General features: G+C 54.1%; 17 protein-coding genes and 1 tRNA gene. 16 read left to right on the forward strand and 2 right to left on the reverse strand.

The features are described 5' to 3' along the window. Positions 1 to 175 precede the first annotated feature (175 nt). The 16 genes from F6Y09_RS07980 to F6Y09_RS08055 all read left to right on the forward strand — a co-directional run bounded on the left by F6Y09_RS07980 (position 176) and on the right by F6Y09_RS08055 (position 18,915). Positions 176 to 1,564, forward strand: a complete 1,389-nt coding sequence (locus F6Y09_RS07980) for a DUF1329 domain-containing protein (RefSeq protein ID WP_152206376.1) — start codon at positions 176 to 178, stop codon at positions 1,562 to 1,564. Positions 1,565 to 1,721: 157 nt separating this feature from the next. Next, positions 1,722 to 2,867, forward strand: a complete 1,146-nt coding sequence (locus F6Y09_RS07985) for a WD40/YVTN/BNR-like repeat-containing protein (protein WP_152206377.1) — start codon at positions 1,722 to 1,724, stop codon at positions 2,865 to 2,867. 47 nt (positions 2,868 to 2,914) lie between these two features. Next, on the forward strand, positions 2,915 to 5,302 hold the full coding sequence (locus F6Y09_RS07990; protein WP_152206378.1) for an efflux RND transporter permease subunit: 2,388 nt from the start codon (positions 2,915 to 2,917) through the stop codon (positions 5,300 to 5,302). A gap of 171 nt (positions 5,303 to 5,473) precedes the next feature. Next, positions 5,474 to 6,457, forward strand: a complete 984-nt coding sequence (locus F6Y09_RS07995; RefSeq protein ID WP_152206379.1) for a TAXI family TRAP transporter solute-binding subunit — start codon at positions 5,474 to 5,476, stop codon at positions 6,455 to 6,457. Between the two features lie 83 nt (positions 6,458 to 6,540). Continuing rightward, complete coding sequence (locus F6Y09_RS08000) at positions 6,541 to 9,165, forward strand: TRAP transporter permease (protein ID WP_152206380.1); 2,625 nt, start codon at positions 6,541 to 6,543, stop codon at positions 9,163 to 9,165. Between the two features lie 115 nt (positions 9,166 to 9,280). Continuing rightward, on the forward strand, positions 9,281 to 11,206 hold the full coding sequence (gene thrS, locus F6Y09_RS08005; protein ID WP_152206381.1) for a threonine--tRNA ligase: 1,926 nt from the start codon (positions 9,281 to 9,283) through the stop codon (positions 11,204 to 11,206). Beyond that, positions 11,203 to 11,748, forward strand: coding sequence for a translation initiation factor IF-3 (infC, locus tag F6Y09_RS08010; RefSeq protein WP_152206382.1), 546 nt, complete (start codon positions 11,203 to 11,205; stop codon positions 11,746 to 11,748). Before thrS ends, infC begins: the two co-directional genes overlap by 4 nt. Positions 11,749 to 11,841: 93 nt before the next feature. Continuing rightward, positions 11,842 to 12,033 carry a 50S ribosomal protein L35 gene (gene rpmI / locus F6Y09_RS08015; protein ID WP_152206383.1) on the forward strand — a complete coding sequence of 64 codons (192 nt, stop codon included), beginning with the start codon at positions 11,842 to 11,844 and terminating at the stop codon, positions 12,031 to 12,033. 31 nt (positions 12,034 to 12,064) lie between these two features. Then, positions 12,065 to 12,424 (forward strand): 50S ribosomal protein L20, encoded by a 360-nt coding sequence (gene rplT, locus F6Y09_RS08020; protein ID WP_152206384.1) that lies wholly within the window; start codon positions 12,065 to 12,067, stop codon positions 12,422 to 12,424. Between the two features lie 144 nt (positions 12,425 to 12,568). Beyond that, positions 12,569 to 13,567 carry a phenylalanine--tRNA ligase subunit alpha gene (pheS, locus tag F6Y09_RS08025; RefSeq protein WP_152206385.1) on the forward strand — a complete coding sequence of 333 codons (999 nt, stop codon included), beginning with the start codon at positions 12,569 to 12,571 and terminating at the stop codon, positions 13,565 to 13,567. 97 nt (positions 13,568 to 13,664) lie between these two features. Continuing rightward, the gene (gene pheT / locus F6Y09_RS08030) at positions 13,665 to 16,037 is read left to right on the forward strand and encodes a phenylalanine--tRNA ligase subunit beta (RefSeq protein WP_152206386.1); all 2,373 of its coding nucleotides are present in this window, start codon (positions 13,665 to 13,667) and stop codon (positions 16,035 to 16,037) included. A 3-nt stretch (positions 16,038 to 16,040) separates the two neighbouring features. Continuing rightward, positions 16,041 to 16,343: an integration host factor subunit alpha gene (ihfA, locus tag F6Y09_RS08035; protein ID WP_152206387.1), complete on the forward strand. Its 303-nt coding sequence runs from the start codon at positions 16,041 to 16,043 to the stop codon at positions 16,341 to 16,343. Continuing rightward, the gene (locus F6Y09_RS08040; RefSeq protein ID WP_152206388.1) at positions 16,324 to 16,689 is read left to right on the forward strand and encodes a MerR family transcriptional regulator; all 366 of its coding nucleotides are present in this window, start codon (positions 16,324 to 16,326) and stop codon (positions 16,687 to 16,689) included. Before ihfA ends, F6Y09_RS08040 begins: the two co-directional genes overlap by 20 nt. A 135-nt stretch (positions 16,690 to 16,824) precedes the next feature. Beyond that, positions 16,825 to 16,901, forward strand: a tRNA-Pro gene (locus F6Y09_RS08045). 318 nt (positions 16,902 to 17,219) lie between these two features. Next, the gene (locus F6Y09_RS08050; RefSeq protein ID WP_152206389.1) at positions 17,220 to 18,503 is read left to right on the forward strand and encodes a PQQ-dependent sugar dehydrogenase; all 1,284 of its coding nucleotides are present in this window, start codon (positions 17,220 to 17,222) and stop codon (positions 18,501 to 18,503) included. A gap of 4 nt (positions 18,504 to 18,507) precedes the next feature. Then, positions 18,508 to 18,915, forward strand: a complete 408-nt coding sequence (locus F6Y09_RS08055) for a c-type cytochrome (RefSeq protein ID WP_218944124.1) — start codon at positions 18,508 to 18,510, stop codon at positions 18,913 to 18,915. Positions 18,916 to 19,005: 90 nt separating this feature from the next. Here the strand turns inward: F6Y09_RS08055 and F6Y09_RS08060 are convergent, their stop codons facing one another. Next, a complete protein-coding gene (locus F6Y09_RS08060) occupies positions 19,006 to 20,064 on the reverse strand; it encodes a betaine/proline/choline family ABC transporter ATP-binding protein (RefSeq protein ID WP_152206390.1) in 1,059 nt (352 codons plus the stop codon). Between the two features lie 10 nt (positions 20,065 to 20,074). Next, positions 20,075 to 21,109: an ABC transporter permease gene (locus tag F6Y09_RS08065; protein ID WP_152206391.1), complete on the reverse strand. Its 1,035-nt coding sequence runs from the start codon at positions 21,107 to 21,109 to the stop codon at positions 20,075 to 20,077. Positions 21,110 to 21,205 lie beyond the last annotated feature (96 nt).

Below are 21,205 nucleotides of genomic sequence, written 5' to 3' on the forward strand. Positions count from 1 at the left end.
ACGGGACCCTGCAAACTTTCTGCCGCGCCATCTGGCCCGGCAGTTAGTAGCATCTGGATACAAAATCGCACTTTCGGTCGATGGACAATGCTGCCCAATCAGCTAATCTCTGACCCTGGCAATTACAATAATGAAAAGCCTTCAAGGCTTTCAGACGCAGGTAGGGTTGTAAACAATGACAATCAAGAAGAGTTGGCTTTTTGGCAGTGTTTTCGCTTTTTCTGTGGCCGCATCACCGGTAATGGCGACAGTTTCCGCCAACGAAGCCGCGCGCCTTGGCAACGAGCTCACACCGTTCGGTTCTTTGAAGGCTGGCAACGAAGCGGGTACGATTCCCGCGTGGACAGGCGGGCTGACCGAAGTTCCGGCTGGCTATAAGGGTTCCGGCCAACATCATATCAATCCGTTTCCCAACGACGAAGCACTCTTCACTATCAATGCCCGGAACGCCAAGCAATACGACGAATTTCTGTCAGACGGTGTAAAGGCATTGCTCGATACCTATCCGGCGAGTTTCAACGTACCGGTTTACCAGTCTCGAAGAACGCACGCAGTACCCGATCTGGTGGCCAGGAATACCCGGGAAAACGCCACCAATGCCTCAGTTGTAGGGCAGGGCGAAGGCCTGGATGGCGCTTATGGGGGTTATCCGTTCCCGATACTGCATGGTAACAATGAGGAGAAAGCGTGGCAGGTTATCTGGAATCACCTGACTCGCTGGCGGGGTATTTCCCTCACCCGTCGTTCCAGTGAAGTAGCGGTCCAGCAAAATGGCGACTATTCACTGGTCACCTCCCAGCAAGAAGCTTTTTTTAACTTCTATAACCCGGAAGGTGGTGAGGCTGAACTTGATAACATCATCTTCTACTATCTCTCGTTTACCCAGTCTCCTCCGCGGCTCGCCGGGGGCGCGATTCTGGTCCATGAAACTCTGAACCAGATTGTCAATCCTCGTAACGGGTGGGGCTATAATGCCGGCCAACGCCGTGTAAGGCGCGCGCCGAATCTGGGTTATGACTCCCCGATTGCCGCCGCTGATAATCTGCGGACCGCCGATGATACCGACATTTTCAACGGTGCACTTGATCGCTACAACTGGCAGTACGAAGGCCTACGGGAAATGTACATTCCGTATAATAACTATGAAATTGGCAAGAAAGGTCTGCCGTATTCCGAGATACTGGGCGTCTCCCACGTTAATCCGGACCTCACCCGTTGGGAGCTGCACCGTGTTCATGTGGTGGAGGCAACATTGAAGGATGACGAGCGCCATATCTACGGCAAACGCCGGTTTTATGTTGATGCCGATAGCTGGAACACCGTCCTTCTGGACCAGTATGATGGCCGGGGCGAACTCTGGCGGGTCAGCCTGGGCATTCTGAAAAACTATTATGAGCTGCCGGGGGTCTGGACGGCGATGGAGGTGTTCCATGACCTGCAAGCTCGTCGATACCACGTGCAGGGTCTGGATTCCGAGGAACCTCAGACACGGGTTTTCACGGACGAGGTGCCGAACAAACGTTATTTCTCGCCGGCATCCCTCCGGCGCCGGAGCGTTCGCTAAGCTTCAGGGCGTTTCGTGCAGGATAATGTGGAGTAATGAGATCGTTGTTTACCCAGCCAATGCTGGCGCTCTGACGGGTGCTGGCATTTGTATTGTGAGGTCCTTGAAAAGTGGGCTTCGAAAGAAAATGAATCAACACAACATGAAGGCAATCTGAATGGCTACAAGGTTAACGCGCAAGACAATCGGAGCGGTTTGCCTGGGCATGTCTCTGGTAATGGCGGCGCCTGCTGCCCATGCAGTCGGGGATTTGCTGGAGACACCGGCTCGGTCAACAACACTGGCGGCGGAGTATCTGCTCAATGACGTCGCGGTCGCAGGAGAGCGACTCGTCGCGGTGGGCGAGCGTGGCCATATTATCTATTCGGATGATGACGGCAGGTCCTGGGTGCAGGCTGAAGTGCCTGTTTCGGTCACACTCACCGCAATCGATTTTGGTACCACTACTGACGGTTGGGTGGTGGGCCATAGTGGTGTGGTGTTGCACTCCTCGGACGCCGGTGAAAGCTGGACCATTCAGCTTGATGGCATTCGGGCTTTCGAGCTTGCCATAGAAGCCAAGGAAGAGCGTATCGAGGTTCTTGAGGCGGAACTGGAAGACGCGCCGGAGGAAGATCGGGAAGATCTTGAGTGGGCGCTTGATGACGTGTATTTCACGCTCGAGAATATGAAATCTGATATGGACATCGGGCCGGTAAACCCGCTGCTGGATGTCTGGTTTGAAAATGCCGACCACGGCTTTGTGATGGGCGCATACGGAATGATCTTCCGTACCACAGACGGCGGCGAAAGCTGGCGTGACTGGTCTGATCAGGTTGCTAATCCCTCTGGTTATCACCTCAATGGCATCACTGATGTAACCGGTGGCGGGCTGGTTATTGTAGGAGAGGCGGGTCTCATACTGGTGTCCACGGATAACGGCGATACCTGGGAGGCGCAGGAAAGCCCATACACAGGCTCCCTCTTTGGTGTTATTGGAACGGGCAATGTCAATGAAATCCTCACTTACGGGTTAAGAGGTAACATATTTCTGTCCACGGATCTTGGTCGCAGCTGGAGCACCATCACCAACGAAGCCGGTGCAACCCTCAATGGCGGCACCATCGCTGAGGATGGTCGCATTGTGCTTGTCGGTAACGGTGGTGTGGTGTTGTCCAGCACAGACGGTGGTGAGAGCTTTCGCAGCTATTTCCGAACTGACCGGGAAGGCCTGATGACTGTTTTGCCAGTGGCTAAAAACCGGCTCCTGCTGTTAGGTGAAAGTGGAGTGGTGACAGCAGACGCACTCGGAAAAAATCTCTAATCACGCCCTGATGTGGCAACGACAGAATGAATTAAGAGGGTCATTGAATGTCCAACCCGAAGCACGACAAGGGCGAGCATTACTTAACAACGCCGAAAGCGGAGCCGTTTCTTGAGCGGATCATATTTAACAACAGGGCCATCATACTCATAGCGTTTCTGTTCCTGACGCTGTTTCTCGGTTACAACGCGATAAAGATTCAGCCGGATGCCAGTTTTGAACGGATGATTCCGCTCGAGCATCCTTACATTGTCAATATGCTTGATCACAGAGACGACCTGGAAAACCTCGGTAACTTCGTGCGTATCGCCGTTGAGGTTAAAGAGGGCGATATTTTCACCCAGGAATACATGGATACGCTCAAGCAGATTACCGATGAGGTTTTCTATCTTAGCGGCGTCGACCGTTCCGGCCTGAAGTCCCTCTGGACAGCCAACGTCCGTTGGGTGGAGGTTACCGAGCAGGGGTTTCAGGGCGGCACAGTGATTCCGGATACTTACGACGGTAGTCGGGAGAGCCTGGAGGCACTGCGGCAGAATATCCTGAGGTCGAGCGAAGTTGGCCGTCTGGTTGCGGATAACTTCAAGTCCACCATTGTATACGCACCACTTTACGAGACTGATCCGGGCACCGGAAAACCGCTGGACTATGCGTCGTTTTCCCGGGCGTTAGAAGAAAAGATTCGCGCCAAGTACGAAGCCCAGAATCCGAACATCGACATTCACATTGTCGGCTTTGCGAAAAAAGTGGGCGACCTGATCGAAGGCATCGGCTCCATTGCCTGGTTTGCGGGTATCACTATTCTGCTCACCACGGTGCTGCTGTTCTGGTACTCGCGCTGCATTGCCGGCACGTTGGTTCCGGTGTTTTCGTCCATCGTGGCAGTATTCTGGCAGCTCGGCATACTGAAACTGCTGGGTTATGGCCTTGATCCATACTCGGTACTGGTGCCCTTCCTGGTGTTTGCAATCGGGATAAGTCACGGGGTGCAAGTGGTTAATGCCATGGCAGTGGAGGCGGCCAAAGGTTTCGATCCGATCACTGCTGCACGCCTGGCCTTCCGGGCGCTCTATATTCCCGGCATGCTGGCGTTGATTTCAGATGCGTTTGGCTTCCTTACCCTGTTGTTTATCCAGATCGATGTCATAAAGGATCTGGCTGTTGCAGCGGGTGTAGGTGTTGCAATCGTTATCGTCACCAACCTGGTTTTGCATCCGCTCATCATGTCGTATATCGGCATTACAAAAGGCGGCATCCGGCATGTCCAGAACCATGGCGAGAAGCAGGATCGCAAGTGGCGTCTGATGTCGTACTTTGCCCACCCCGGTGTGGCACCAGTCTCACTGTTGATTGCGGTGGTCGGTTTGGGCGTCGGCCTCTATTTCAAGCAGGACCTGAAGGTCGGCGATCTTGACCAGGGCGCACCTGAACTGCGGGCAGATTCCCGTTACAACCTGGATAATGCGTTTATCATCGATAACTATTCCACCAGCGCCGATGTACTTGTGGTGATGGTGAAAACGCCGGTTGAGCAATGCACCCAATACAATGTGTTGCGCGCGATGGATCAGTTGCAGTGGGAGCTCCAGAACACGCCGGGCGTGCAGTCCTCGGTATCGCTGGCGGACGTGTCCAAGGCGGTGACCAAGGCGCTGAACGAAGGCAACTGGAAGTGGTATGAGATCTCCCGCAACCAGACCATTATCAACGCATCGATCCGTGAGGCACCGGCCGGGCTGATCAATACCAACTGCAGCCTGACTCCGGTACTGGTATTTCTCGAAGATCACAAGGCCGAAACGCTGGATTCTGCGGTTGACCGGGTTGAAGAGTTTGCCCAGAAGCACAGCAACGAAGAGCACACCTTTCTGCTTGCGGCTGGTAACGCAGGTGTCGAGGCGGCCACCAATGATGTGATTTCGGGCGCCAAGAACATGATGCTCGTTTTCGTCTACGGCGTTGTGAGTCTGTTGTGTTTCCTGACTTTCCGTTCGATTCGCGCGGTTGCCTGTATCGTGATTCCGCTGGGGCTTACCTCGATTCTGTGTGAGGCCATCATGGCAGTCTCCGGTATCGGCATCAAAGTGGCGACGTTGCCTGTAATCGCACTTGGTGTCGGGATAGGGGTGGATTACGGTATCTATATCTACAGCAAGCTTGAAAGGTTCATCCTGGAGGGCAAATCGCTTCAGGAAGCCTATTTCGAAACGTTGCGCTCAACCGGCAAAGCAGTTGTGTTCACCGGCGTCACCCTGGGTCTCGGCGTTGTCACCTGGATTTTCTCACCTATTAAATTCCAGGCGGATATGGGTTTCCTGCTGTTCTTCATGTTCCTCTGGAATATGATCGGCGCTATCTGGCTGTTGCCAGCATTGGCCAGGTTCCTCCTGCGTCCGGACAAGATGCTTGAGAGAGCTCGAGCCAAACAATCCTGATGGTTGATTCCAGAGCCCGCTAATGCGGGCTTTTTTTTTGTGCTTCATGTAGTTAACGAACTAAACCATTCTTTATTTTGTGGCCGTTTTGGACTATGTTTCTAAATGAACGATCTGTGTCTGTATGTAAAAACAGGCAACGTAATAAAACCAAGAACTAAGGATTATCTCATGGCACTTCGATCTGGATTAACAACCTTGGCGCTCGCTGGCGCTATCAGCCTGGCGGTCGGCTCCGCTGCCGTATCTGCCGAAGAACAGCGTTTTGTCACCATCGGTACCGGTGGTGTTACCGGCGTTTACTATCCTGCTGGCGGCGCGATTTGTCGCCTGGTGAACATGGATCGTAAAGAGCATGGTATCCGTTGTTCCGTTGAAAGCACCGGCGGGTCGATCTACAACCTCAATGCGATTCGTCAGGGTGAACTGGACCTGGCCGTTGCCCAATCTGACTGGCAATTTCATGCCTACAACGGCACCAGTGAGTTCAAGGGGGATGGCCCGAACGAGAAGTTGAGAGCGGTTTTCTCTCTTCACCCCGAGCCATTCACCGTCGTGGCCAGCAAAGGATCACAGATTGAGAATTTTGAAGATCTGGCCGGTAAGCGAGTCTCTGTCGGCAACCCCGGCTCCGGTCAGCGTGCCACCGCAGAGGTGTTGATGGCGGAAATGGGCTGGACCATGGACAAGTTTGCCCTGGCGGCCGAGCTGAAAGCTGCTGAGCAGTCACAAGCCCTGTGTGATGGAAACATCGATGCATTCTTTTACACCGTTGGCCACCCGTCCGGCTCGATCAAGGAAGCAACCACTTCCTGTGACAGCGTGATAGTGAATGTGGATAACGAAGCGACCAAGAAGCTGGTAGCTGATAATCCATACTATCGTGTTGCTACCATTCCGGGTGGCATGTATCGCGGTAACGATGAAGACACCACCACTTTCGGTGTTGCCGCAACTTTCGTAACCTCTTCTGACGTAGCAGACGATGTGGTCTATGAAGTTGTTAAAGCGGTATTCGAGAACTTTGACAGCTTCAAGCGCCTGCATCCGGCGTTTGGAAACCTCGAAAAATCTGAAATGGTTTCTGATGCTCTGAGTGCTCCGCTGCACCCGGGTGCAGAGAAGTACTACAAAGAAGCGGGTTTGCTGAAGTAAGGTTTTCTCAATGAAAGCCGGGCAGGACTAGCGCCTGCCCGGCCAATTTGCGTTTTTCACCGTAGTAAAAGCAGGATCTCAATATGGCCAAGGGCGAGTCCACTTCCTCCGGAACCTCGGACGTCGACAAGATTAGCGAAGTACTCCAGACCGAGACCGGCGGACGTACATTAATGGGACCCGCCGCAACCCTGTTGTTTGTGGTTCCGCTTTGTTGGTCGCTTTTCCAGCTCTGGATCGCGTCACCATTACCTTTCATATTCGAGTTCGGGATATTGAACTCCACTGAAGCCCGCTCCATTCATCTGGCCTTCGCAACGTTCCTGGCTTTCACTGCCTTTCCGATGTTCAAGAGCAGACATACGGGGCATATACCCATATTCGACTGGGTGTTGGCGTTGCTGGCTTCATTTACGGCGGCTTATTTGTATCTGTTCTACGATCAGCTCTCTGGTCGGCCCGGTGCTCCTCTCACGAGGGATATCATAGTAGCGCTGGGTGGTATTGTACTGCTGCTGGAAGCCACCCGTCGTTCGCTGGGCCTGCCTCTCGCCGTTGTCGCGGCAGTGTTTATATTTTACTCCCTGGCAGGGCCTTACATGCCGAATGTCATTGCTCACAAAGGTGCAAGCCTGAGCAAGCTGGCCTCCCACCAATGGCTGGGCACTGAGGGTGTATTCGGTGTCGCATTGGGCGTGTCTACCAGTTTTGTATTCCTGTTCGTGTTGTTTGGTGCCCTGCTCGAAAAAGCGGGCGCCGGTAATTACTTCATCAAGATTGCCTATGCCATGCTTGGTCACATGCGCGGCGGGCCTGCAAAGGCCGCCGTTGTGTCGAGTGGTCTGAGTGGTGTGATCTCCGGCTCATCCATTGCAAACGTGGTGACAACGGGCACCTTTACCATTCCTCTGATGAAACGCGTGGGTTTCCCTGCGACCAAAGCGGGCGCAGTTGAGGTGGCCGCATCGACCAACGGCCAGTTGACCCCCCCTATCATGGGCGCGGCCGCATTCCTGATGGTGGAGTACGTCGGTATTTCCTACCTCGAGGTGATCAAGCACGCGATTCTGCCGGCGATGATTTCCTATATCGCGCTGATCTACATCGTTCATCTTGAAGCCTGCAAGCTCCGGATGCATGGCATTGAGCGCCTGGACCGTCCGACCTTGCCGCAACGCATGCTGACCTGGGTTATCTTGTTGCTGGGTTTGATAGGGCTGACGCTGTTCGTTTATTACGGTGTTGGCTGGACCAAGTCTGTGATGGGTGATTACGCGCCCTGGGTACTGGGGCCAGCTGTGGTTGCGATTTACATAGGGCTGGTCGCTTATTCAACCAGATTCCCGCCCTTGGAAATAGATGATCCGGAGGCGGCCATGGATACTTTGCCTCCGGTAGGCCCGACCGTAAAAACGGGTCTCTATTTCCTGCTGCCGGTGGTCGTGCTGATCTGGTGTCTGACCGTCGAGCGCTTTTCGCCGCAGCTTTCTGCTTTCTGGGCGACGCTGTTCATGATTTTTATTATTCTGACCCAGCGGCCGTTACAGGCGTTTTTCCGTAAATCAGGTCCCTTGCTGGCGGCGGTAGCGGAAGGTTTTCGGGAGTTGTTGCAATCGCTTGCAACGGGTGGCCGGAACATGGTCGGTATTGGTGTTGCAACGGCAACGGCGGGTATCGTTGTTGGTACGGTCACTTTGACGGGTGTCGGGCTGGTGATGACCGAATTTGTCGAGTTCATCTCCGGTGGCAATCTGATGCTGATGCTGATATTCACGGCGTTGATCAGCTTGTTGCTGGGTATGGGCTTGCCGACCACAGCTAACTATATAGTGGTCTCGACCTTGATGGCGCCGGTTATTGTAACCCTGGGTGCGCAGAATGGGTTGCTGGTGCCGCTGATTGCAGTACATTTGTTTGTGTTCTACTTCGGGATACTGGCGGACGACACGCCGCCCGTGGGCCTGGCCGCCTACGCGGCGGCCGCTATTTCCGGGGCAGACCCGATTCGCACCGGTATCCAGGGCTTCACCTACGATATCCGTACGGCCATCCTGCCATTCATGTTCATCTTCAATACTCAGTTGTTGTTGATTGGATTGACCGGGTGGGTCGATTTACTGATCACCATCGCCAGTGCCGTGACGGCCATACTGGTATTTTCGGCGGCAACGCAGGGTTACTGGTTTACCAAAAGCCGGATATGGGAAACCCTGGCCCTGCTGCTGATCACCTTTACGCTGTTCCGTCCGGGCTATTGGTGGGATATGGTCTATCCGCCAAATGAGGAGCGCCCGGGTTCGCAAATTGTGGAATATATTGAAACGGTCCCCGAAGGCGGCAGTGTGATTCTCAAAGCGTCCGGCATGTCGATTGATGGCAGTGAGGTTTCAACTTACCTTGAACTGGAGGTTCCGGCCGGTGAGACGGCTGAAGACCGGCTGCTTGCAACCGGACTGGAGCTCAGCCCCGATGGGGACCGTATGATGGTTGATTTTATTCAGTTTGATAGCCACGCCGAGGACGCCGGAATTCAGTTTGGCTGGACCATTGACGCGATTCAGGTGCCGCTTGAACGACCCCACAAAGAGTGGTTGTTTATTCCGGCTCTATTACTCCTGGGTCTGGTGGCATTCAATCAGTTGCGGCGCCGAACGGATGAGGACAGAGGCGGCTATCAGCCTGTTTCCAAGACTGAAACGCCTGCCTGACATAGCAACATCAGTGGTGAGCTGGTAGACTGGCCAGCTTTCAAACCGCGATTGTAGCGCGGTCTATGTGAACACGTGGTCTCTCGTACGGATCACCGCTGATGGAGTTTTCTGAATGCCTGTTGTAACCCTGCCTGATGGAAGTCACCGCAGTTTTGCGGAAGCTGTTACTGTTCATGATGTTGCTGCCGATATCGGCGCTGGCCTTGCCAAAGCTGCACTGGCCGGTCGTGTTAATGGCCAGCTTGTGGACACCAGTTATCGCATTGAAGAGGATGTTGAGCTCGCCATTATTACCGAGCGCGATGCCGACGGTGTGGATATCATTCGTCACTCCACGGCCCATTTGCTCGCGATGGCTGTTCAGGAGCTTTTTCCTTCAGCACAGGTGACTATCGGCCCGGTCATTGATAACGGCTTCTATTACGATTTCAAATATGATCGTCCGTTTACCAATGAAGATCTCGCCAGAATTGAAACCCGCATGGAAGAACTGTCAAGGCAGGATCTTCCTGTGTCCCGATCAATCTTGTCCCGGGACGAGGCCGTCAAGCTGTTCGACAGCATGGGTGAAGAATACAAAGTCAGAATCATCCAGGACATTCCGGGTGAAGAGCCGCTGTCGTTCTACCGTCAGGGTGACTTTATTGACTTATGCCGTGGCCCCCATGTGCCCAGTACCGGAAAGCTCAAAGCCTTCAAGTTGACTAAAGTGGCCGGTGCCTACTGGCGCGGCGACACCAGCAATGAGCAGTTGCAGCGGGTATACGGCACCGCCTGGGGCAACAAGAAAGAGCTGAAAGCCTATCTGAACCGCCTTGAAGAGGCCGAGAAGCGCGACCACCGCAAGATCGGCAAAAAGCTCAACCTGTTTCACATGCAGGAAGAAGCGCCCGGCATGGTGTTCTGGCACCCGGATGGCTGGACTATCTATCAGGAAATAGAGCAGTATCTCCGTGTCCGTCTTCGCAGGCACGGTTATCAGGAGATTAAAACACCCCAGGTAGTGTCACGCGTGTTGTGGGAAAAGTCTGGCCATTGGGACAAGTTCGGTGACGACATGTTTACCACCGAATCCGAGAAACATGATTTTGCCATCAAGCCGATGAACTGTCCTTGCCACATCCAGGTGTTTAATCAGGGCCTCAAAAGCTACAAGGATTTGCCTTTACGACTTGCTGAATTTGGCTCCTGCCACCGTAATGAGGCATCCGGTGCGCTGCACGGGTTGATGCGGGTGCGTGGGTTTACCCAGGACGATGCCCACATTTTCTGTGAAGAGAATGCGATTCAGGACGAGGTGTCAGCGTTCATTGAGTTGCTGCATGAAGTGTACGCAGACTTTGGCTTCTCCGAGATTCTTTACAAGCTTTCCACCCGGCCGGAAAAACGGGTAGGGTCTGATGAGGTTTGGGATAAATCCGAGGCTGCGCTCGAGAAAGCGCTCAATCGCGAAGGCGTCGATTGGGAATTGTTGCCGGGAGAAGGCGCCTTTTACGGGCCGAAGATTGAGTTTTCCCTGAAAGACTGTATTGGCCGGGTCTGGCAGTGCGGTACGATTCAGGTGGATTTCTCCATGCCGGGTCGCCTGGGAGCGCAATATGTTGCCGATAATTCCGAGCGCCGGACGCCGGTTATGCTTCATCGTGCAGTGCTGGGATCATTTGAGCGGTTTATTGGTATCCTGATCGAAGAATACGAAGGGGCATTCCCGGCCTGGCTGGCCCCGACTCAGGTTGCAGTGCTGAATATTACCGATAATCAGCGTGATTATTGTGAGAATTTGGCAAAAAAATGGGATTCTTTAGGCTTTCGGGTAAATGCTGACTTGAGAAACGAGAAGATCGGCTTTAAAATCCGCGAGCATACTATCAACAAGGTTCCGTATCTGGTTGTCGTCGGCGACAAAGAAGTCGAAAACAACGCCGTTACGGTGAGAACCCGCAAAGGTGAGGATCTCGGAACCATGACGCTGGAAGCGTTTGAAGCCTTGATGGCTGACGAAATCAAACGCAAAGGCAGAACCAAAACGGAGAACTGATTATTAAACAGCGAACGAATCGGGGTGGGCGCGCTCCACGCGCGTCAATTAATGAGAACATTCAAGCCACAGAGGTCCGTCTGATCGATGCCGAAGGTAATCAGGTAGGCGTCGTAACGATAGAGGAAGCCCTCAAGCAGGCGGAAGAAGCTTCTCTGGATCTGGTTCAGATCACGGATTCCGATCCGATCGTCTGTAAAATCATGGACTTCGGCAAGAAAATCTTCGATGAGAAGAAAGCGAAAGCTGCTGCCAAGAAGAAGCAGAAACAGGTGCAGGTGAAGGAAGTAAAATTCCGTCCCGGCACCGAAGAAGGGGATTATCAGGTAAAACTACGCAACCTGTTACGTTTCCTTGATAACGGGGACCGCGGAAAAGTCACTATCCGCTTCCGGGGACGTGAGATGGCACACCAGGAAATCGGTATGAAACTCATGAACCGGGTTGAAGCAGATATTGAAGAGTTCGCCCAGGTAGAACAGCGGCCGAAAATGGAAGGCCGCCAGATGACCATGGTCGTGGCGCCCCGCAAAAAGAAGTGAACCTGACCGGGTAACGTCTCCCCCGTAATCTGCGGGGGATTTGTCGTTCAGGCTCACACATTACTTTTAAAAGAGAATGCGGAGTTTTAAAAAATGCCCAAGATGAAAACCAAAAGCGGGGCCACCAAGCGGTTCAAGAAAACCGCCAACGGCTTCAAGCACAAGCAGTCCTTCACCAGTCATATTATGACCAAGAAGAGCCCAAAGCGTAAGCGTCAGCTCCGGGGTACCAAGCTGATTGCCAAGGCTGATGTTGCTTCCGTCAAACGTATGATCGCGCTGTAAAGCGCATACTGGATAAGAGAAGGATTAAACTATGCCTCGCGTAAAACGTGGTGTCGTCGCGCGTCGTCGTCACAAGAAGATTCTTAATCAGGCCAAAGGTTATTACGGAGCTCGTAGCCGTGTTTACCGTGTTGCCAAACAGGCGGTTATCAAAGCCGGTCAGTATGCATATCGCGACCGTCGTAACCGCAAGCGTGCATTCCGCGCACTGTGGATCGCCCGTATCAATGCGGGTGCCCGCGCTAACGGTCTGTCGTACAGCCGTTTGATTGCTGGCCTGAAGAAAGCAAATGTTGAAATCGATCGTAAGGTTCTGGCCGATCTGGCCATGAACGAGCAGCAAGCGTTCTCCGCTGTTGTCGAAAAGGCAAAAGCGTCTCTGACGGCTTAAGCTCTTTCATCGATTTATGATCGGTTGAGTGCCCATAAAGAGCACTCGTTAATAGGGGAAGAGCACGCTCTTCCCCTATTTTTTTGGCTTGATTTATTCCGGGGTGTTGCCCCAATATCTCGAATTCTGACTGGAGCAGGGTCAATGGAAAACCTGGATCAACTTGTTGAAGAAGGCCTGGCAGCAGTTCATCAGGCAGACAGTTTACAGACACTTGATCAGGTGCGAGTGGATTACCTCGGTAAGAAGGGTGTGCTCACTCAGCAGTTGAAATCCCTTGGTCAACTCTCAGCAGAAGATCGCCCGGCTGCAGGACAGAAAATCAACGATGCCAAGGCCCGGGTTCAGGAGGCTATAACCGCTCGGAAAAACGACCTGGAAACTGCGGCGATCGATCAGAAGCTCGCCAGCGAGTCCATAGACGTCACTCTTCCCGGAAGAGGGCAGGATCTGGGTGGTTTGCACCCGGTTACGCGCACTCTGCAACGAATTGAACAGTTTTTTGCCCAAGCCGGGTATACGGTGGAGCAGGGGCCGGAAATCGAAGACGATTATCACAATTTCGAAGCTCTTAATATCCCCGGGCATCATCCGGCCCGTGCCATGCACGATACCTTCTATTTCGACCCCGGCACTTTGCTCCGCACCCATACCTCACCGGTTCAGATTCGAACGATGGAAGCTTCCGAGCCGCCCTTCAGAATGATCTGTCCCGGACGTGTCTATCGCTGCGACTCGGACATGACCCACACGCCCATGTTTCATCAGGTAGAAGGGCTGCTGGTTGAAAAAAACGTCAGCTTTGCCGACCTCAAAAGTACGGTCGAGGCGTTCCTGCGGGTGTTCTTTGAACGTGACCTGAAAGTCCGTTTCCGTCCGTCTTACTTTCCCTTTACCGAACCCTCCGCGGAGGTGGATATCGAGTGGGGTCGTGAACCGGATGGCAGTATCAAATGGCTTGAAGTCATGGGTTGCGGCATGGTGCACCCCAAAGTGTTCCAGCATTGCGGTATCGACTCCGAGATCTATCGCGGCTTTGCATTCGGTATGGGTGTAGAGCGCCTCGCGATGTTGCGCTATGGCGTGAAGGACTTACGGATGTTTTTCGATAATGACTTGCGGTTTCTGCGTCAATTCCGCTGATTCACTGGCTCGAGCGGATAGAGTTGGTCCCGGGCCACAGTGATCAGCAAAAGCACCAAATAATCAGGCGTTATCGCATCAGAACAAGGCACACATCATGAAATTTAGTGAACAATGGCTGCGCGAATGGGTCAACCCCCCGATCGATACACAGGCCCTGGTACATCAGATCACCATGGCCGGCCTGGAAGTAGACGGCTTTGAACCTGTAGCCGGGTCATTCTCCGGTGTTGTCGTCGGCGAAATTCTGGCGGTAGCGTCTCATCCGGATGCGGACAAACTGCGAGTGTGCCAGGTGGCCGGTGGCGACGAGCCGGTTCAGGTCGTCTGTGGCGCGCCCAACGTGCGGGTGGGAATGAAAGTGCCCTTTGCAGTGGTGGGTGCTGTTCTGCCCGGTGATTTCAGGATCAAGAAGGCCAGGTTACGCGGTCAACCATCCACCGGTATGCTCTGCTCCGAATCTGAACTGGGTTTGTCTGAACATCATGACGGCCTCATGGAACTGCCCCACGATGCGCCGGTGGGCAGGGATGTCGCAGATTACCTGGGCCTGAATGACGTCACCATAGACGTGGACCTGACTCCAAATCGCAGTGATTGCCTCTCGATTCGCGGCCTGGCTCGTGAAGTGGGGGTGCTGAACCAAATGGTTAGCGAAAGCCCCGAGATAACGCCGGTACCGGCCACGCATTCTGAAGTAATGGACATTGCCGTGAGTGCCGCGGAAGATTGCCCTCGCTATCTGGGGCGGGTGTTACGCGACGTTGACCTGACGGTGCCTGCGCCACTCTGGATGCAGGAAAAGCTGCGTCGGTCCGGTATCCGCTCCATTGATGCGGCAGTGGACGTGACCAATTACGTGATGCTTGAGCTTGGCCAGCCCATGCATGCGTTTGACCGGGATGAATTGCAGGGCGGGATTGTCGTTCGGTTAGCTCGTCTAGGTGAGAAGCTGGTTTTGCTGGATGGTCAGGAAGTAGAGCTGACTGAAGGCACCCTGGTAATTGCCGATCATGATAAGCCCGTTGCAATTGCGGGTGTTATGGGAGGTGAACATTCCGGGGTCAGTCCGAAAACCCGCGATCTGGTTCTCGAAGCCGCGTATTTCGAACCGGTCCGGCTGGCCGGAAAAGCCCGACATTACAGTCTCCACACTGACGCCTCTCACCGCTTTGAGCGGGGCGTTGACCCGGAGCTCGCCAGGGCTGCTATGGAGCGGGCCACAGAGCTGCTGATGGCCATTGTCGGGGGCGAGCCAGGGGAGATAGTCGAGGTTGCCAGCGATGCGCATTTGCCTGAGGCCCGGGTAATCGATCTCCGGGAACAATTGGTCGCCGATGTGCTGGGGGTAAAAATCGATCGCACCACGGTTGAGGAAATCCTGACCCGGCTGGGCCTGCATATTGATAAGTTGCTCAAAAATGGCTGGCGGGTCCGGGTACCGAGTTTTCGACCGGATATCGCTATTGAAGTGGACCTGATCGAAGAAATTGCCCGAATCTTTGGCTATAACAATCTGCCTGTGACCCAGGCGGAAGGTTCGCTCGAGCTCAAGCCGCAGGCGGAAGCGCGGCGTCCGGTGTCCGCGGTACAGAGCTTCTTTGTATCCCGGGGCTATCAGGAAGCCATCACGTACAGCTTTGTGGACCCGAAAATACAGTCGGTTGTCGATCCCGACCATGAGGGCATTGCCCTGGCCAATCCGATCTCCATGGACCTTTCAGTGATGAGGACGACGCTTTGGAGTGGCCTCCTCAAGTCGGTCGATTACAACCAGAAACGGCAGCAATCCCGCGTAAGGCTGTTTGAAACGGGTCTGCGATTTGTCAAAAACGGTTCTGAAATCGACCAGCAACCGATGTTGGCAGGAGTCGTTACCGGTGCGCAAGTACCTGAGAATTGGGCAAACGGTCGTCGTAACGCCGATTTTTTTGACCTCAAGGGCGAACTTGAAGCACTGTTTCAACTGCTGGGCATTACCGTTGAATTTGTCGCTGGCCAGCACCCGGCACTGCATCCGGGACAAACGGCCCGGATGAATCTCAATGGGCAACCGGTGGGTTGGATGGGCACCTTGCACCCCCAGGCACAGAAAAAACTCGACCTGAATGGCACGATCGTCGTGTTTGAGCTATTCTTGAATCCAATCCTTTCGGGATATGTGCCTAATTTCAATGAATTTTCAAAATTCCCTGAAGTTCGGCGGGATTTGGCTATTATTATCGGAAGTGATGTTACGTTTGCTGACGTTGAGCGCACCGCAAGAAAGGTGGCTGGCGAGCGGTTGACGGCACTGCGTGCGTTTGATGTATATGAGGGGGCAGCTTTGGGTGAGGGCAACCGTAGCCTGGCACTGAGCCTTTTCTGGCAGCATCCGGATCGCACGCTTAACGATGACGAGGTGCAAGAGCTCTTCGACGGCGTCACCTCGGCGCTATCAGAAGAGCTTGGAGCAAGATTGAGGAGTTGAGGAATGGCGGCTTTGACAAAGGCGGAAATGGCCGAACGACTGTATGAGGAACTGGGCCTCAACAAGCGTGAAGCCAAGGAGATGGTAGAAGCTTTTTTCGATGAAATCAGAGACGCTCTCAGTCACAACGAGCAGGTGAAGCTGTCCGGTTTTGGCAACTTTGATCTGCGCGATAAAAAGCAGAGGCCGGGACGGAATCCGAAAACCGGCGAAGAAATCCCTATCAGTGCCCGTCGTGTTGTTACGTTTCGCCCAGGACAAAAATTAAAGCAAAAAGTAGAGGCGTATGCTGGAACCCAGTCATAATAACGAGCTACCTACGATACCGGGTAAGCGTTACTTCACTATCGGTGAGGTCGCAGACCTGTGTGCGGTAAAGGCGCACGTTTTACGTTATTGGGAGCAAGAATTCCCACAGCTTTCTCCGGTCAAGCGCCGGGGTAACCGTCGCTATTACCAGCGGGCCGATGTTCTCACCATACGCCAGATACGAAGCCTGCTGTACGAACAGGGTTATACCATTGGCGGTGCCAAGCAAAAGCTCAGCAGCCACGAAAACAAAGATGACACTACCCAGTACAAACAACTGATTCGCCAGATGATTACGGAGCTGGAAGACGTCCTTGAGGTGCTCAACAGCCACACACGCTGAGTGGCCCGGACTGGTTCTGCCGGTGAGTCAGTATTGTTTCAACAAACTCTTGCCATAGTGTTTATTTTTGCAGGGAGCTGGTGTAGACTTCGCTCCCGCTAAGCCATTGAGATTCCTCTTGTTGGCTCAGCGTCTCGGGGCGTAGCGCAGCTTGGTAGCGCACTTGCATGGGGTGCAAGGGGTCGAAGGTTCAAATCCTTCCGTCCCGACCAATTAGATTACATACTTAGCCCGGCATCGAAAGATCCGGGCTTTGTTGTTTCTGGAAAACAGCCTTTATCGTCACCGTTTCTCGAACGCCAGGAAGGCTCGTCACCACTCCGTCTCCGTTTCGCATGCCTCCGCAACACCTCCTGTCAGTAATCCTCCGGGTTTCAAGTAGATCCGTACCCGCCAGTCTCCTTCCATCCGACGTTCGTTGAGCAGAACTTTTGACCGCATAATTAGTCAAGCTACACTTATTTCGGTGTACGTGGAAATCGATAAAAACTACAACGAATGAATAACAACGAATGAAAGGAGAAGTTTCAATGTCTCAAAAACCAACGATCCGGCCGTTCTGTGCGGTCCTCGCTTCTGCGGCGATTATCGGCGTGCCGGCCACTGCGACTTCAAGTACCGATACGCCCGAGCTCAGTCACACCACCGTGCTGTCCGATCTGGAAAACCCGTGGGATATGGCCTTCCTGCCTGATGGGACGATGTTCTTCACTGAAAAATGTCGCGGCCTGTCGGTGCGGCTCCCGGACGGCGAAGTTAACAATCTGCTCGGGATGGAGGGCACCGAAGGCTATGCCACCACAACAGACGATCTTGTCTGCCAGGGTCAGGCCGGGATGAACGGTGTCGCGATTGATCCCGATTTTGATGAGAATCGAACCATCTATGTGTACTCGGCATCCAGCATGTCCGATCCACGCACGAATCGGGTTCTCCGGCTGAAGGTGAACAGTGACGTCAGTAACGTCTCGGACCGCACCGATATTGTCGATGACATTGCTTACAAACCAGCCCCCACCGACCATCCGTTCGGCGATGCCGGCGCCCACAACGGCGGACGTATCCGTTTTGATCGGGATGGCCGTTTTCTCTACGTGACAACCGGCGACACCCATAACGGTGAAGTACCCCAATCGCCGACCCGTCTCGGCAGCAAGGTTCTGCGCATAGACCGGGACGGCAAAGCAGCGGAAGGTAACAATCCTCCGGAAGGGTTTGATCCACGGACCTTTACCTACGGCCACCGCAATGTTCAGGGCCTTACCTTCCACCCGAAAACCGGTCAGCCGATCGTGACCGAACACGGCCCCTGGCACTCGGATGAGGTCAATGCCTTGGTGAATGGCGGCAACAGCGGTTGGGATCCGCGCCCGAATATGGCCGGCCGTGGAGACTGCCCTGACGATTATTGCGGCTATGAACCCAATCAGAATGAAGGCATGGACCCGAAGGAACGGGCCGCCTATATGCCTTTGACGGACACTGAAACTTACCCAGATGCCCTGCAGCCAGCATGGAAAAACAATAACTTGTCCCAGGGCATTTCCGGTGCCGATTTTCTTACCGGTGATCAGTGGGGCGCCTGGAATGGCCGCCTGCTTGTTGGTTTCATGGGAATCGGCTTCGGAGGTACACCGGTGGGACAGCGAATCAGCATGATTGACATCGCGGAAGATGGTCTCTCGGTCAACGATGTGGCTGAAATGCCTCTGCCCATGGGGTCAGCCCGCTTCCGGTCAATTGTTCAGGGTCCGGACGGCGATCTGTTCGTTGCAGTGGATGAAGGTGCAATCTACCGAATCACACCAGAGTGAGTCCATGAAGCGGCGCTGTCATCAGGCAGCGCCGCTTCATGCCAGCCTAAGGCTTTCTTTTGATTCCAATACAACCTATCTGGAAAAGACCACCATGAAGAGACCACTGTTTTTTGGCATTACTGCAGCTTTGACGATCGGTTGGGCCAGTGCCCAGGCTGCGGACATGTCGGCCGGCAAAACAATGTTCGCGGATGCTTGCGCCCAGTGCCATGGTCCGACGGGGAAGGGAATGGCGAGCTTCCCGTCGCTTAGAGGGCGGGATACGGATTACATCGAGTCCCGCCTTAAGCAGTATCGCGCAGGTGAGCGGGTGGGCGCGAACTCCTCCCTGATGATCCCCAACGCTGCCAATTTATCCGATGATGACATCGCCAATCTTGCTGCCTATATCGCAGAAAATTTCGATTGATCATTCCGGCGCGTTAGCCTGTTGGTTTGCATCAAAGGATCCGGTTTTATTGTTTCCCGGCTGTGAAGAAGGAGCCGCGCGGCCAAAAATTCAGAGTTGGCCGCGCTCACTGTCGGTATGAGCCTCGGTCGGCACAAGTGCTCTGATGAGCTCTTTCATATCGAGCACTCCCACCTGTGCGCCCTTTTTCATGACCCGGTAGGTGTGCTCGGTATCGCCTCCGGAGAGCGCAATAACGGATTCGAGGTTATCCCGTTCCGAGATGTCTCCGGCACAGTCAGTTGGCGGCTCGGATGTTCGCGTCATTACGGATCTGACCCGAAGTACCCGCGCCCGGTTAATGTCACTGATGAAATTAATGATGTAGGGGTCATTCGGGTTGAGCAGGATGTTCTGTGGTTCGCCCTGCTGCACAATATAGCCGTCTTTCAGGATGACCAGGTTATCCGCCAGTTTGAGTGCTTCGTCCAGGTCATGGGTGATGAAGACGACGGTTTTCTGCAATTCATCCTGCAGTTCCAGCAGCAAATCCTGCATGTCGGAGCGGATGAGTGGGTCCAGCGCCGAGAACGCCTCATCCATAAGCATTATCGGGGAATTGGATGCCAGCGCCCGGGCAATGCCTACCCGCTGCTGCATGCCGCCTGAGAGCTGATGAGGGTATTGATTGGCGTTGCCTTCCAATCCCACCCGGTTGAGCCATTTGTTGGCTTCCGTTTCAAAGTCTTTGATGGTGAAGCCGCGCACAGCCAGGGCCATGCCGGCGTTCTCGAGTACAGTTTTGTGGGGCAGCAGGGCGAACTTCTGGAACACCATCGACATGCGTTCCCGCCGCAACTGGCGGAGTCTGGTTTCGTTGAAGGCAAGAACATTCTCGCCGTCGACCTCAATTTCGCCACTGGTCGGCTCGATCAGACGGTTCAGGTGACGGATCAGCGTCGATTTTCCGGAGCCGGAGAGCCCCATGATGACGGTGATCTCGCCCTCCCGAATATCGACGTTGATGTCCTGGAGCCCGAGCACATGGTTATACTTTTCCAGTAGTTCGGCTTTGCCCATGCCCGCTTTGACATGTTCCATAGCGCCCAGTGGGTCAGTACCGAACACTTTGTAGAGATTGCGGATGGAAATCTTGATATCGCGCGCCATGCTGCTTTTCCTATTGCTTCTGGGAGGCATTGATTCGGGCCAGGGAGGCCTTTGTGACGCGGTCGAGCACCACTGCAAGGATCACGATGCCCAGCCCGGCGACCAGTCCGACGCCCAGTTCCAGATTGCGAATGCCTCTTAACACCAGCACGCCCAGGCCGGGTGCCGAGACCAGTGACGCAATAACGACCATGGCAAGACTCATCATGATGGTCTGGTTGACCCCCGCCATGATGTTGGGCAACGCCAGCGGAATCTGTACCCGGTAGAGTTTCTGACGGCTGGTCATGCCAAAGGCGTCGGCGGCTTCGATAACGTCCTTGTCCACCAGCCGGATACCCAGGTTGGTCAGCCGGATTACCGGTACGATGGCGTAGAGAATAATCGCAATGCCATAGAGTTTGGACTCGGTGACACTGAACAGGAAGATCAGCGGAATAAGGTAAACGAAGGGCGGTAGCGTTTGCAGCATATCGAGTACGGGAATGGTCAGCCTTTGAAGCATGTCACTCCGGGACATCGCTATGCCGATTGGTACCCCGATCAGAACGCATAGAAAAGCGCAGACAAAGATGATGGACAGGGTCTGCATCGCGTATTCGTAATAATCGATGAACGCCAGTAATACCAGGCATATTGCGACAAAACCCACCAGTTTCCAGGACCGGGTAACCGCAAATACCACGAGTAGCAATAACGGAATGACGATCCACCAGGGCGTGTTCAGCATGCCGTAAAGGGTGCCGTCCAACAGCCAGCTCAGTGGTTGGGTTATGGGGTCAAGCACAATGCTGAGACTGTCTTTGATCGACAGGAAGCCTTGCTCAAGGCCTTTGGTCAGTTCGCGAGATTGTGGGAAAGCGCCGCAGGCTTCGTTGAGCGCATCCATCGACGGGAAGGGCGCATCCCACAGGGATTCGGGTTCTGCGTCGCCACCCCGATTTTTGGTCAGTAGATCCTGCATGGACATGGGGGCGCTGCTTTCACTGCTTGCGCACCACTTTTCAAGGCCCAGTGCCGAAAACAGAACGTCGTAGGTTGCCATCTTTATCAAATCCCAGTGCGGAGTCGAGACAGGGCATGCCTGTCATCCGGTTACTGTTTCAGGGCAAAAGGGCAGGGCCACAGGTTGGCCCTGCCT

The organism is Marinobacter changyiensis (assembly GCF_009193265.1).
Taxonomy (GTDB): Bacteria; Pseudomonadota; Gammaproteobacteria; order Pseudomonadales; family Oleiphilaceae; genus Marinobacter; species Marinobacter changyiensis.

Excerpts from the sequence above, each read along its gene's own strand:
- pheS (WP_152206385.1), top strand. The coding sequence starts at position 12,569 with ATGGAAAACCTGGATCAACTTGTTGAAGAAGGCCTGGCAGCAGTTCAT.
- rpmI (WP_152206383.1), top strand. The coding sequence starts at position 11,842 with ATGCCCAAGATGAAAACCAAAAGCGGGGCCACCAAGCGGTTCAAGAAA.
- F6Y09_RS08060 (WP_152206390.1), bottom strand. The coding sequence starts at position 20,064 with ATGGCGCGCGATATCAAGATTTCCATCCGCAATCTCTACAAAGTGTTC.
- thrS (WP_152206381.1), top strand. The coding sequence starts at position 9,281 with ATGCCTGTTGTAACCCTGCCTGATGGAAGTCACCGCAGTTTTGCGGAA.
- F6Y09_RS07995 (WP_152206379.1), top strand. The coding sequence starts at position 5,474 with ATGGCACTTCGATCTGGATTAACAACCTTGGCGCTCGCTGGCGCTATC.
- pheT (WP_152206386.1), top strand. The coding sequence starts at position 13,665 with ATGAAATTTAGTGAACAATGGCTGCGCGAATGGGTCAACCCCCCGATC.
- F6Y09_RS08065 (WP_152206391.1), bottom strand. The coding sequence starts at position 21,109 with ATGGCAACCTACGACGTTCTGTTTTCGGCACTGGGCCTTGAAAAGTGG.
- F6Y09_RS07980 (WP_152206376.1), top strand. The coding sequence starts at position 176 with ATGACAATCAAGAAGAGTTGGCTTTTTGGCAGTGTTTTCGCTTTTTCT.
- F6Y09_RS08050 (WP_152206389.1), top strand. The coding sequence starts at position 17,220 with ATGTCTCAAAAACCAACGATCCGGCCGTTCTGTGCGGTCCTCGCTTCT.
- F6Y09_RS08055 (WP_218944124.1), top strand. The coding sequence starts at position 18,508 with ATGAAGCGGCGCTGTCATCAGGCAGCGCCGCTTCATGCCAGCCTAAGG.
- F6Y09_RS07990 (WP_152206378.1), top strand. The coding sequence starts at position 2,915 with ATGTCCAACCCGAAGCACGACAAGGGCGAGCATTACTTAACAACGCCG.
- ihfA (WP_152206387.1), top strand. The coding sequence starts at position 16,041 with ATGGCGGCTTTGACAAAGGCGGAAATGGCCGAACGACTGTATGAGGAA.
- F6Y09_RS08040 (WP_152206388.1), top strand. The coding sequence starts at position 16,324 with ATGCTGGAACCCAGTCATAATAACGAGCTACCTACGATACCGGGTAAG.
- F6Y09_RS08000 (WP_152206380.1), top strand. The coding sequence starts at position 6,541 with ATGGCCAAGGGCGAGTCCACTTCCTCCGGAACCTCGGACGTCGACAAG.
- F6Y09_RS07985 (WP_152206377.1), top strand. The coding sequence starts at position 1,722 with ATGGCTACAAGGTTAACGCGCAAGACAATCGGAGCGGTTTGCCTGGGC.
- rplT (WP_152206384.1), top strand. The coding sequence starts at position 12,065 with ATGCCTCGCGTAAAACGTGGTGTCGTCGCGCGTCGTCGTCACAAGAAG.